The organism is Collinsella aerofaciens (assembly GCF_009876115.1).
GTDB lineage: Bacteria > Actinomycetota > Coriobacteriia > Coriobacteriales > Coriobacteriaceae > Collinsella > Collinsella aerofaciens_N.
Genome location: NZ_WWSY01000005.1, coordinates 63,610 through 76,890, shown reverse-complemented (window position 1 = coordinate 76,890; position 13,281 = coordinate 63,610). Strand labels below are relative to the sequence as shown.

Sequence of the window (13,281 nt, the reverse complement as noted above, 5' to 3'; positions counted from 1 at the left end):
AACTATCTAGGTCAGCCATGGCTAATCTTTTGAAAATTAACGATGCGGAGTAACCGATTGTCAATGTGACAAAGGGACTGTCCCTTTGCCCCTTCTTACAACTGCCAGGTAGCTGCTTCCTTTTGCAGCGCCACCATGCGGGCGAATTCTCCACCTGCCGCCTTGAGCTGCGCCGGAGTGCCCTGCTCGGCAACCACACCATCCTTGAGTACAACGATTTTGTCGGCATTTTCCACCGTACGCATACGGTGGGCAATAACGATAACCGTCTTACCTGCGAGCAGACGGGAGAGCGCCTGCTGAACCACGGTCTCGTTCTCCACATCCAAGCTCGCCGTCGCCTCGTCCAACAGCACGATAGGCGCGTCTTTGAGCAGCGCACGGGCGATAGAGATGCGCTGGCGCTCACCGCCGGACAGCTTGGAGCCGTTCTCGCCGATCATGGTGTCATAACCCTGCGGCATGCGGCTCACAAACTCGTCGCAGTTGGCGGCACGCGCGGCAGCAAGCACTTCCTCATCGGTGGCATCGCGACGACCAAGACGGATGTTTCCCATCACCGTGTCGTCAAAGAGCAGCACGTCTTGGAACACAATGGCGTAGTCGCGCAGCAACACCTCGGGATCCACGCTCGCAACATCCACGCCGCCCACGGTGACCGTGCCTTCGGTGGCGTCCCAAAAGCGCGCGGCCAGGCGGCTCACCGTGGACTTACCGGAGCCCGAAGGACCGACCAGTGCCGTGACCTCGCCTTCCTTGGCGGTAAAGCTCACATCGGTAAGAACTTTCTCGCCGGCGCGGCCGTCCTCGCCCGCACCATAGCCAAATGCCACGTGATCGAACACCACATCGTGGCCTACGGGCTCAAACTGCTCGCTGCCCCGCGCCACGGGCTCTTCCATGATGGAACGCATGCGCTTGGCCGACGACTCGGCGGCAAACAGCTCGGACATCAGCATCAGCGCCTGATCAAAGGGCGCATAGATGCGGCTCACCATAAGCAGGAAGGCAAACATCATCAAAAAGTCGGCCTGGCCGGAGGCGACCATCGCAGCGCCCGTGACCAACGTGGTGGCAATCCCCAGGCGCAGGATGGCAAAGGCGGAGTTGACCAAAAGCCCATTGGCGAGCTCGCCCTTGGTGGTTTCGCGCTCCTCGGCATCGATCACGGCGTTGAGCCCCTCAAGATAATGGGCCTCCTGGTTGGTGGCGCGGATCTCGCGCACGCAGTCGAGCGTCTCCTGGATCGCCTCGGTGACCTTGACCTTCTCGGCGCGCACATGGTCGAACACCGGGGTCATGGGCCCGCGTGTCAGATACAGCACGGCAAAGGCCACGGGCACGCTCCAAAACGCCGCAATCGCCAGCTGCCAGCAAAAGAACAGTGACGCCACGAACACGATGGCACTTGCGATGATGGCACCCCAAAGCTCTCCCAGCACGTGGCTGTAGGCGTGCTCCATGACCTGGACGTCGCCCATGATGGTCTCGGTTAAATCGGCCAGATCACGACGGCCAAAAAACGACAGCGGCAGCTTGCGCAAGCGCTCGGCGATCTCCATACGCTGCTTGCCGCACTCCTCGTAAAAGATGCAGTAGGTGTAGTAATACTGCTGCCAGTTAGAGGCAAAGAGCAACACGAAAAAGACCAGGAGGCCGCCCACAATCGGCAGGGCATCCGGCAGGTCAGCCCCGCTGGCGAGATGTTCGACAAAACCGCCCATGACCAGGAATAAAAAGCCCATGCCGGCCATGGTAATGAGATTAGTGAGCGTGGTCCAGAAAATGCCGCGTTTTACGCCGGCGACGCCTTTATCGGATAGGAAATACTTCTTTTGGAATGAGGCGAACATTTAGGCCTCGCCTCCCTTCGTGACGGCGGCATCCGCGGTCGCTGCAGTGATTTTCCAGCTCGCGGCCTGTTCGTATTCAGCCCACATCTTGGCGTATAGACCCTTTTGGGACAGCAGCTCGGCATGGGTGCCAGTCTCCTGCACGCTACCTTGGTTGAGCACCACGATCTTGTCGGCCCCCACCACGGTCGAAAGCCGGTGCGCGATCATAATGACTGTGCGACCCGCCGCCAGTTTGCTAAAGGCGCGCTGGATGAGCGCCTCGTTCTCGGGGTCGGCAAAGGCTGTGGCCTCGTCGAGCACCACGATGGGCGCGTCCTTAAGGATTGCGCGGGCGAGCGCCACGCGCTGGACCTCGCCGCCCGAAAGGTACGCCCCGCCGGCGCCGAGCATGGTGTCGATGCCCTGCGGGAGCTTGGCCACGATATCGTCGCACTGAGCTGCGGAGAGGGCCGCACGCACTTCGTCGTCAGTGGCCGTGGGCTTGGAGGCACGCACGTTATCGGCAAGTGTTTGGCGGAACAGCTGGTTGGTCTGGAACACGAAGGCAACCTGGTCCATAAGCTCGTGCGGGTCCATGTCGCGAACGTCCACACCGCCTACGAGCACTCGACCCGAGGAAACATCCCAAAAACGCGGGATCAGGCTTGCGCAGGTTGACTTACCGCCACCCGAGGGACCCACCAGGGCGAGGGTGCTACCAGCGGAAACGCTGAAACTCACATGGCTAACGGCAGGTGCTTCGGCACCCTCGTACGTAAAGCTCACGTCCTCAAATCGCACGTCGCTGCTGGCAGGATGCTTGGGTTGAGCGGACACGGAGAGCTGCTTGGAATCCATGACGCTTCGGATGCGAGCCAGCGAATCGGCACTCATCTGAGAGGCCTCGCCCACAAACATGAGCTTGGTCATGGCCGTCGGCACCACGGCCGAAAATATCGCGTAAAACGTGAAGTTGGCCATAAAATGCGCGAAGTCCGTCTCGCCCGGCGCCAACAGCAACGCCACGGGCAATAGGAATGCCACAAGACCATTGAGCGCGGTAAGGTTGAGTACCTGCGGACCTCGACAGAACGTGCCCGCATAGTTTTGCGCCATGTCGGCGTATTCGGCGATCGCGTCGTGGAACGCCTTAAAGGAATAGACCGTCTGCTGAAACACCTTGACCACGGGAATGCCGCGTACGTATTCGGTACCTGTCTTGTTCATCTTGACCAGCGCGCCCATGTAGGCCTTCATAAACTCGCCGCCCTTGCCGCCCATCATGGTAGCCATGGCGCCAAGCGAAACGACGACCGAGATAAGGCACGCCGCGCCCAAACGCCAATCGAGGGCGAAAAGCAGCACGAGCAGACCTGCAACCATGGCGGTGGCGCCGGCGATATCGGGTAGCATGTGTGCGAGCAGCGTCTCGGTTGAGGCGGCGCATCCGTCTACGATACGGCGCAGCTCACCGGTGGCATGCGTGTCAAAGTAGCCGAGCGGCAGCTTAAGCAGATGCTCGCTCGTAGCCTTGCGGATATTGGACGCGCAGCGAAACGCGGATAGGTGCGTACACATGAGTCCCACGAAATAAACCACGATGCTCGCCAGGGCAAAGCCCACAGCCCACCAACCATACATCGCGATGTCGGTGGCCTCGCTCCAGTTAGGCGCCACGGCGATAAGGTCTCGCGCAACAAACCAGATACACACGTACGGGCCAAAGCTCAGCAGCTGCGAGAGCGCCGAGAGCGCCATGCCCAAATACGTTAGGAATTTGCGGTCGCCGGCATATGCAAGCAGCTCGCCGATACCGCCGCCTTCCCTTTTTGATCCCTTTGCCATGAGATTCCTTTCTAACGGCTTGAGAGTTAACCGTAATGAACTTATCATTGATATGTTAGCCTTGGCTCACAATCGAGCCAGGCGTGGACGTTTCTGCAAAGGAAAGGGACGCTTTTGCAAATACGGCGGGCAGCGACCGACATAACCGAGCTCTACGCACCGCAGTTTGAGCAGTTTGGCCTGGAGCTTACCGGCAAGGGCGCCGTCTTTACCGGCGAGGTGGCAAACGACCGGGCGCACGGCCGCGCATGGATCATGCCCCTCTCCCCTGCCTGCATCGTCATGGAGCATTTCATTACCCCGACGCACGATATGTACCTGGCGGAATACACACCCGAGCCGTACGCCTGCGTGAGCGAGGTCAGCGCGCCCACGCTCATATGCATGCCCAAGGCTGGCATAACGCCTGCGAACCTTAAGCCACTGCGCGGGCCGTGGCCGAACAGCGCGGTGTGCAGCTTTATCCAAGATAGCTGCGGCGAGGAGCTAAGTCCGCTGTTTGCAGGGCAGCTTTATCACTCGCGCTCGGTGCTCTTTTTGCCTGGATTTTTTGACGAACTGGAGCACCGCTATCCCACCGAGTTCGCGGGAATCTTCGAGGCGTTTGCCGAGCCATGGCACGAGGAGGCGACGTCTGCCATCTGCCACACGCTGCGTCGGATTAACGAGGAACGCGCCCGTACCGTAGGCGGACACGTCTATATGCAAGGCATCGTGGAGACCATGGTCGCGGAGCTCGCCTGTTCGCGCGCGGCCCACAAGCAGGCGCGGCAGGCGGCAGACACACGCGTCAGCATAACCATTGCCGAAGAAGCAACGGCAATGATTGAGCGCGCGCTCGACAAGGGCAAACATGTGGGCATCAACGAGGTGGCCGAGAGGCTCTACACAAGCCGCTCCAAACTATGCGCCACCTTTAAGGCCCAAACTGGCGAGTCCCTGGGCGCCTACATTCGCAGACGCCGTATGGAGCGAGCACAGGACCTTTTGGCCGATAGCGCGCTCACGATAGCGCAGGTGGCAGAGCGTCTAGGCTACCCTCAGCAGGCCGCCTTCGCCCAAGCCTTCAAGCAACACACCGGCACCACCCCCACCGCTTGGCGTTCCCAACATATATAAAGAATGAAGGCGCCAACGGCACCCTCATTCACCAAATTCAATTCAGCCCCACCTGACCCGAACGGCCGAGTCGTCACGGAACCGAGGGGCCGGGCGCAGGGCCTTGCCTCTCAATGAGTTCCCTTCAAAACAATGGGCGTGCCGACGGCACGCCCATTCACTCTATTCCATTCAGCCCACCTGACCCGAACGGCCGAGTCGTCGCAGAACCCGGGAGCCCCGGCAGGGCGGGTGCTTGCTCAAAATGAGTTCCGCACGCAAAGAAGGCCACTTAATGTGGCCTTCGTCTTGCGCAGGACTGTTTGAAATTTTGAGGAAGCACCCGCCCTGCCGGGGCTCCCGGGTTCCCGCTTACGAGAGCGACGTTCTCAGCAACTCGTTGAAGAGCTTAGGGTTGCCCTTGCCGCGGCTCGCCTTCATGCACTGGCCCACCAAAAAGCCGATGACCTTCTGGTTGCCGTCACGATACTGCTGCGCCTGATCGGCACAGTTAGCCAGCACCTCGTCCACGATCGGCTGCAGTGCGCCGGCATCGCTCACCTGACGCATGCCGCGCTCGTCGACAATCTTGTTGGGATCGTCACCGGTCTGGGCCATGGCCTCAAAGACCTCGTGCGCCTGGTTGGAGCTGATGGCATCGGTCGCCAGCAGCTTGGCCAGCACCGCCACCTGAGCCGGAGCGATGCCGGACTCGGCCAGCGAGACGCCCGCGCCCTTAAGGTAGGCGATCATCTCGTTGACCAGCAGGTTTGCGACCGTCTGGGCCTCCTTGCCGGCCATACCGGCAGCGGCAGCCTCAAAGAAGTCGGCAAACTCGGGGTCGCCGGCAATCTGCTCGGCGTCGGCCGTCTTAATGCCAAAGTCGGCCTCAAAACGGACGCGCCTGGCATCGGGCAGCTCGGGGATCTCACCACGACAGCGGTCGATGAACTCGTCATCCAGATCGAACGGCGCCAGGTCGGGATCGGGGAACAGACGATAGTCGTCGGCCGTCTCCTTAACGCGCATGACCACGGTGCGCTTGCGGCTGGGCTCCCAGTGGCGGGTCTCCTGATAGATGATGCCGCCCTCCTCGAGCACCTCAGCCTGGCGGCAGATCTCGTAGGCAAGGCCGTCGTGCAGGCTCTTGAACGAGTTGAGGTTCTTGAGCTCGGTCTTGGTGCCCAGCTTGGTCTCGCCGCGGCGGCGCAGCGACACGTTGCCGTCGCAGCGCATGGAACCCTTCTCCATGGAGCAGTCCGAGATGCCCAGCGTCACAAAGATGCGACGGAGCTTCTCCATAAACAGGCGAGCCTCCTCGGGCGTACGCAAGTCGGGCTCAGTCACGAGCTCGATGAGCGGAGTGCCGCAGCGGTTGTAGTCGACGAGCGACTCGGCCGCGGCGGTAATGCGGCCCTCGGCGCCGCCCACGTGAACCATCTTGGCGGCGTCCTCCTCCATGTGGATGCGCAAGATGCGGATGGGCACCGTGTAGGAACCGTCCTCGCGACGCTCGGGCATCTGCAGGCTGGACGCGTCATAGCTGGCCAGGTGGCCGGCGCGCTGGTTGCCCTCACGCATGGTCGACGTCATGGACGTGGACAGGCCCTCGGCGTTGGCTGAGGCGCTCGCCAGGCTCTGGGCCTCGGCCTCACCAAACGCGCAGTCGGGGCGCTCGGCGGCACCGCGACCGGTCACGTCCAGGTCCAAGTGACCGTACATGGCAAAGGCGACCGGACCCTGCGTGGTCTGGAAGTTCTTGGCCATATCGGGATAGAAGTAGTGCTTGCGGTAGAACATCGAGTGGCGCTGAATCTCGCAGTTGGTGGCGAGACCGGCCTTGACGATGCTCTCGATGGCGCGCTTGTTGGGCACCGGCAGGGCGCCGGGCAGGCCCAGGCACACCGGGCACACGTTGGCGTTGGGCTCGTCATCGTGGCTGAGCTTGCAATTGCAGAACATCTTGGTATCGAGTGCGGTGAGCTCGGTATGGATCTCCAGGCCGATCACAGCCTCCCAATCCTGCAGGACCTCGGAAAGCTCCTTCATTACAGCTCGCCTCCCTTCCCGGCAAAATCGGGCGCGACGGAAAGCGCGGGCGCACCCGTGGCGGCATCGGCAAAGCCGCGCTCCAGGGCGCGGGCAAACGTGAGCAGCTGACGGTCCTTAAAGGCAGGCCCCACCAGCTGAGCAGAAACGGGCAGCTGAGTATCCTCGCCCAGGCCCAGCGGCACCGAGATGCCACCGTTGCCGCAGATGTTGAGCGAGATGGTGTACAGGTCGGAGAGGTACATCTGCGTGGGGTCGCTGATCTCGCCAAACTTAAAGGCCGTGCGCGGCGAGGCGGGCATGAGGATGGTGTCCACCTTGGCATACGCGGCGTCGTAGTCCTGCGTGATGAGTGTGCGAGCCTTCTGTGCGGCGTAGTAGTACTTGTCGTACACGCCCGAGCTCAGCAGGTAGGCACCGAGCATCTGACGGCGCTTGGCCTCGGCGCCAAAGCCGTGGGCGCGCGACAGCGAGCTCTGGTCGGACAGGTTGGCGCAGCCCTCCTCCTGATAGCCGTAGCGAATGCCGTCGAAGCGGGCCAGGTTGGAGAACGCCTCGGCCGGGCCGATGACGTAGTAGGCGGCGATGGCGGCGTCCAGGTGCGGCAGGTCGACCTCGACCAGCTCGGCGCCCTGATTCTGCAGCTCCTGGGCGGCACGCTGAACAGCGGCCTTGACCTCGGGCGTCAGGCCCTCGGCCTCCATAAACGCAGGGATGATGCCCACGCGCTTGCCCTCGATGCTGTCGTTGAGATGCTCGGTAAAGTCGACGGCGCAATCTTGGCTGGTGCAGTCGTACGGATCGTGGCCCGCGCCGGTAAGCGCGTTCATGGCCAGCGCGACATCCTCGACCGTGCGGCCAAAGGGGCCCACCTGGTCGAGCGACGAGCCAAAGGCAACCACGCCGTAACGGCTCACGGCACCATACGTGGGCTTAAAGCCCACCACGCCGCACAGCGACGCCGGCTGGCGAATGGAGCCGCCGGTGTCCGAGCCCAGCGAGAGCGCGACTTCGCCCGCGGCGACGGCGGCAGCGGAGCCGCCCGAAGAGCCGCCGGGCACGCGCTCGGTATCCCAAGGGTTGTTGGTGCGGTGGAACGCCGAGCTCTCGGTGGAGCTGCCAAAGGCAAACTCGTCCATGTTGGCCTTGCCCATGGGCAGGCAGCCGGCATCGAGCATGCGCTGGACGCAGGTGGCGGTGTAGACGCTCTGGTAGTCCCCGAGCATGCGGGAAGCACAGGTGGTGCGCGTGCCCACGAGGTTCATGTTGTCCTTGATGGCCAGCGGCACGCCCGCGAGCGGGGGCAGCGGCTTGCCTGCGGCACGGTCGGCATCCACGCGCGCGGCGGCCTCGAGCGCAAGCTCGGGCGCCACCTGCAGGAATGCCTGGACCCCGCCCTCGCGCGCCTCGATGGCGGCAAGGGAGGCCTGGGCTACCTCGGTAGCGGTAAAGTCGCCGGCGGCAACGCCCGCGGCGATCTGGGCGGCGGTAAAGGAATCGAAGCCCTGCGCCATTACTCGCTCTCCCCCTCTCCCAAAATGGACGGCACGCGGAAGTAGCGGTCGCGCGCGCTGCCGGCGTTTTCGAGCGCAATGTCGAGCGGCAGGTCGCGCTCGGGCTCGCGCAGGTCATCGCCCATCACGTTGGACAGGCTTCCGATGGGATGGAACGTGGGCTCCACGTCGGGCAAGTCATATTGCAAGACGGGCTCGAGCATCTGGACGGCGTCGTTCATGTAGGACGTCATCTGGGTGAGCTCGTCATCGGTCAGTGCGATCTTTGCGTACTCGGCGATGCCGCGCACGTCTTTCTCGCTGAGTGCCATAGGCGCTCCCTTCCGCATAACAGATAAACCGCTCTAGTATACAAGGCAACGCCGCTTGGAGCAGGTGCTTTACCCAAATGCAGCGAAAACGTAACGAGGGCGGCGGATGCGTCCCGGCGGTTATGCAGCAAAAACCGCATCGCCACAATGCAAAACCGTCCCGCCCACAACGAAAACCATCACAACATTCGACGCTTTTCGTCCAAATCGCGATTTTCATCGAATGTTGTGATGGTTTGGAAGCCCCGACCACCACAAAGGTGCCTGTCCCCTTTGTGGTGGTTCTGCAGAATGACCTATGCCGAGGCCTTGGCCTTGCGGCGCTTACGGATCGTGTGGATCACGATGTCCAGCAGCAACAGCACAATGGCCACGACCACGATGAGCACGGCAAACTCGCGCTTGCCCCAGTGGCGACCGGCCAGCGACTTTTGCTTGTCGACGTCCTTCTTGTTGTACTTGGTGCGCACGCAATGCACCAGCAGGCGATGGTCGTTCACGCCGTAGGGCGTGCAGGTGACGAGCGTCACCTTGTCGGCGCCGGGCTCGATGGTCAGCGACTCCATCTCCTCGGGCAGCACCACCTCGGAGTCCACCATCTTGTAGGCGAGCGTCTTGTTCATGGTGTGCAGCAGCACCAGGTCGCCGGGCTCCAGCGAATGGATGTCGTCGAACATGCTCAGGTTGCGCATGCCCGAGTGCGCGGTGAGCACGCAATGCGTCGAGGTGCCACCCACCGGCAGGCTCGTTCCCTCCAGGTGGCCGACGCCCGCCATAAGGACTTCCTCGCTCGTGCCGTGGTAGATGGGCATGCTCACGTCGATGGAGGGGATCTCGACCCAGCTCATCATGGGGTCACGGTCAAAGATGAGCTGCTTGGCGTAGGGCTCGATCTGGTCGGCGGGAAGCTCGGTGGCCTCGCCCGCCAGCTGCTCGTTAAAGGAGCGCGCCTGGAGCAGGATGCGCTCGCGCTCCTCGGCAGACAGCGCGTCCACGGTGCTGGACACCGTGCTGATCTGGTTGAACACGCCCGAGGCCTCGAGCCGGTCCAAGATCCACGGCCAAGTCATAAGGCCCACGCCAATAAGGATGATGACGATGGTGATGAGCCGGTCGGCCCAGCGCGGCAGCCGCTTGCGGCGGCGCTTGGGCTTTGGTTGAGATTTGGGCTGAGGGCTTGAGCCGCCGTTGTCCACGGCGTTATTGCTCTTCATATGTTTGGCGCCCTGCACCATCGCCGGTCACTCCTCTACAACTCAAGTTGTCTAAACAAATAATAGCCGATTAGCGAGCCCATGCGCCGGACAACGCAGCTAGGAACGAAACACCGCCTACGGTTCGAATTCTTGGAGACCTTCTACAGCGCTTCTTGCCATGGATATTCCTTTCCAAACATGCGATCGACTTCGAGCTGAATTCGCTCATCGTCGATTGCCGCCAAAGATAGCGCAAGCGAAATGTCATCGACGCGGGAGGAGTCAGCAAACACAGGCGCATAGCGCCACGCTTGGATCATCGCCGTCTCGTTATCCGGCAACTCCCCGTCTGCGACTTCGAGGTCGCTCAGTTGACGCCATGCACTTCTTAAGACGGCCTTTTGTTCCATACCCGGCGCAGTGAGCATCGAACGCGCAGCGAGCGCCGTCTCCCCGGCGTCAACAAGACAGTCAATCTGCGGTGTCTTCCTTGCAAAAAAGACCTTTGAGACAGGCGAGGAGAGCTCCGCCATGTGCTCGCTGAGCAGAAGATCGACGGCAACAGGGAACACGACGACACATCGCTCGCGACGCTCGCGCCTCGCGAGCCCCCTATCAACAAGCTCGGTTATGGCCTCACTCGCGCGGCTTGCCGAAATCCCAAGCGCACGACAAAGGTCATAGGGGCGATATGGCTCCTGGGCTGCTCCCCAGATTGCGGCAGCCTGCGCGTTGGGTGACATCTTGGTCGCGTGATTGCGAAACCGGGCACCGCCCCTCTCCGTGCAAGCTGTGCCCATAAATGGAAGAAAAGCCTGTCTACCAGGACAGACAAAGGGAATCCCTTGTGCGACCAATGCTTTGCGCTGACGTGCATCGGCATCAGGAAACGAAACGACAACAGGAGTCTCCGCGCGCAAGGCTAGCTGACTATAGACTCTCTTGGCCTCGGGAAGCCCGACGCCAGTAGGCAAACTTGCAAGCAAAAACGAAAAACCGTTTGCGTCAACAGCGCGGACTTCAATCGCCCGCAGATGCAGCGGCAAGCGTGCGGATCCAGGCCAAGTTTTGGTCTTGGCGGAAAGGCCTAGTGCTTCTTGTAAGTAGATTAGCGCTTCGTTCATTTCCATTGTTTTCGTTCGATTCCAGTTTGTATTAGAATTATACATAATTTTCGGAATTAGCGAGCTTCTTCTCATGCATAGGTCCGCATTTGCGTTTTCAGAATATCCCGGATCGGCGGGGCGATTCGGGATACAATGTCAATAGGAAACGACGCATCCCGCGTAAGTACTTAGGAGCGCGGGCGGCCTAGTTTTCTGGTTTTGTTAAATGCTCGGGATCCGACCCCCGGGCATTCTTATTTGCGCTTGTTGCGGCGCAAATGCCTTCTACCGTCCGCACCGCGCGTGCGCCTACGGACCTTAATCCGAACCTCATACGAGTCAAGAAACGCGATGACGAACGTACCCGCATCGGACGGTGGAGGCTGGCTGCGTTGTCCCAAAAAAACGGGGCAGACTCCAGTGCGGAGTCTGCCCCGAAAAGAGAATGGCAAAGCAAGAACGTGGATGGACGAGAAAAGTGTCCGCAAGTCTCATGGCCATCACATCCCACCTGCCAAAGGGATGGGTGAGCGAGCGTTACTCCTGCTCGGACTCCTCAGCCTGCTTACGGCTGCGGATGAGGTGCGCCACGCCGATGCACAGCACCGCGCCACCAGCAATCCAAGTGAAGGTCACGCCATTGAGACCGGTCAGCGGGAGGCCGGAGCCCTTCTTGTTCTGGATGGTGACAGGAATGGTCGCGTCATTTGTAGCACTGGAAGTAACCATTTCGGTATTGCTGGACGTTACATCGAGACTCTGCAGGCTACCGTCTGCGTTGTACTTCGGCTTCACCGTAATGGTAAACGGAGCAAGGGTGTTGTAACCAGCAGGAGTATTGCATTCGGTAATCTCATACGTTCCCTCTACAAGACCAGGGATATAAATCTTGCCAGTTTCCTTGTCGGTCTTGAATTTTCCGGCATCTTTCTCATTTTCGGTAATGCCGCCAGTTTGGGTCAGCCACCTATTAGTCTTAAGCGAAGTATCTCCCTCTTTGGTCATTTTGACTTGGAAGGTAGCTTCAAGTTTTTGATTCTGGTTGTCCTTTTCGACCTTGGTCACATCCAGGCGGAAGACATGGTCAGTAACTCGCTCCGGCGTGGAGGTGCCAGTACCTTCAACCATGGGGTTATTCGAATAGACGAGTTTGACATCATTGGTGTTGCCGGTGGCAGTGTATTCAGCCTTATCGGTCAGTTTTGCTTTATAGGTCACAACGACCTTAGAGTCGCCCCCAAGCGTCACGCCTGCAGCTGCTGCAGCATCCTTAAGATTGGAGAAGGAAATCGTCAGGTCTTGACCGCCAGTAAGGTTCCCAGAAGCGTTCTTAGTGTCCACAAGGTCTACCGTGTAGCCATTTGCAGGCTGGATAACTTGACCGTTAATTTTCACCTCAACGGAGCTCTTGATAGCCTCCAGTCCAACAGAAAGATGATCCTGGAACGTATATTCGTACTTGGTGAAGGTGTCGATGTTGCTCGCAACGGAGCCAGTCAGTTTATATTCGAGCTCCTCGCCAATATACGAGTCACTCACCTTTCCCCATGTCGCGCCCTCACGAACTTCCTTGTTGACGGTAGGAATGCTGGTCTTCTCGGCAACGGTCACGCTGCTACCGCCGACAACGGCGAAGATGGGCGAGGTGCCCGTGTTCTTCTTTGCCGCTTCGGAAGTGCTCAGTGAAGATTCATCGGTCAGGAACAGGTAGTAACCCGTCTTGGGGGAATTATTCTCATCGTTAGGCACAGTGAAACTATTGCCTGCCAAGAACGAACTGCCCGTAGCGGTAACGCCACTTTTCACAATACCGGCAATCTTGTTGAGAAGGTGATCCTTATTAACAGCAGTCTCAGCATTAGTACCGGTAACGTTCTTAGTCAACCAATCGGCCACGTCCTGGGCGGTAGCCTTATTGGGCAGCTTAGGATTAGAAGTCTCATACTTCGAATCCGCTTCAATAGCCGCGATAATGGCATTCTGAACACTCGGCTCCACGTCGTCTGCCCACTTGACGTTGGAGACGATCTTATCAGCCGTCCCCTCCTCAGTAGGATCTACGACATCGGCCTTAAAGATCTGATATGCCTTGAACGTAGTGGATGCGTTACCCTCCGACTGCGTAATGGTGATGCTGTTGCCGCCATCATCAGCAAACGCCATGGTCACCGGGGCCATTACGCCGCCGAAGCTCAGCGCTGCTGTGAGGCCGGCGGTTACTGCCAGGCGTGCGATGTTCTTGCTCATGCTCATCTTCTTTTCCTCTGCTTTCTGCTCGAATTCCATTTGATCTAAATCTGTCTGTCTGTGTCTTAGCATCTACTTCG

At 60.0% G+C, this 13,281-nt stretch carries 9 protein-coding genes; 1 reads left to right on the top strand and 8 read right to left on the bottom strand.

The window, feature by feature from the left end:
- Window positions 1–95: 95 nt before the first annotated feature.
- Window positions 96–1,853, bottom strand: a complete 1,758-nt coding sequence (locus GT571_RS04315) for an ABC transporter ATP-binding protein (protein ID WP_161155713.1) — start codon at window positions 1,851–1,853, stop codon at window positions 96–98.
- Window positions 1,854–3,680 (bottom strand): ABC transporter ATP-binding protein, encoded by a 1,827-nt coding sequence (locus GT571_RS04310; protein WP_161155711.1) that lies wholly within the window; start codon window positions 3,678–3,680, stop codon window positions 1,854–1,856.
- Window positions 3,681–3,794: 114 nt separating this feature from the next.
- On the opposite strand from GT571_RS04310, the gene GT571_RS04305 reads away from it, so the two are divergent.
- Window positions 3,795–4,799: a helix-turn-helix domain-containing protein gene (locus GT571_RS04305; protein WP_161155709.1), complete on the top strand. Its 1,005-nt coding sequence runs from the start codon at window positions 3,795–3,797 to the stop codon at window positions 4,797–4,799.
- 351 nt (window positions 4,800–5,150) lie between these two features.
- Here GT571_RS04305 and gatB read toward each other — a convergent pair whose 3' ends face one another.
- The 6 genes from gatB to GT571_RS04275 form a co-directional block, all read right to left on the bottom strand.
- Window positions 5,151–6,827, bottom strand: a complete 1,677-nt coding sequence (gene gatB / locus GT571_RS04300; RefSeq protein ID WP_161155707.1) for an Asp-tRNA(Asn)/Glu-tRNA(Gln) amidotransferase subunit GatB — start codon at window positions 6,825–6,827, stop codon at window positions 5,151–5,153.
- Window positions 6,827–8,341 (bottom strand): Asp-tRNA(Asn)/Glu-tRNA(Gln) amidotransferase subunit GatA, encoded by a 1,515-nt coding sequence (gene gatA / locus GT571_RS04295; RefSeq protein ID WP_161155705.1) that lies wholly within the window; start codon window positions 8,339–8,341, stop codon window positions 6,827–6,829. The genes gatB and gatA overlap by 1 nt, the downstream gene beginning before the upstream one ends.
- Entirely contained in the window at window positions 8,341–8,652 is a 312-nt protein-coding gene (gatC, locus tag GT571_RS04290; RefSeq protein WP_118094387.1) for an Asp-tRNA(Asn)/Glu-tRNA(Gln) amidotransferase subunit GatC, read from the bottom strand. Before gatC ends, gatA begins: the two co-directional genes overlap by 1 nt.
- A gap of 296 nt (window positions 8,653–8,948) precedes the next feature.
- Complete coding sequence (locus tag GT571_RS04285) at window positions 8,949–9,866, bottom strand: class C sortase (RefSeq protein ID WP_161155703.1); 918 nt, start codon at window positions 9,864–9,866, stop codon at window positions 8,949–8,951.
- Window positions 9,867–10,009: 143 nt separating this feature from the next.
- Entirely contained in the window at window positions 10,010–10,978 is a 969-nt protein-coding gene (locus tag GT571_RS04280) for a MarR family transcriptional regulator (RefSeq protein ID WP_161192138.1), read from the bottom strand.
- Between the two features lie 513 nt (window positions 10,979–11,491).
- The gene (locus tag GT571_RS04275; protein WP_161155699.1) at window positions 11,492–13,201 is read right to left on the bottom strand and encodes an isopeptide-forming domain-containing fimbrial protein; all 1,710 of its coding nucleotides are present in this window, start codon (window positions 13,199–13,201) and stop codon (window positions 11,492–11,494) included.
- Window positions 13,202–13,281 lie beyond the last annotated feature (80 nt).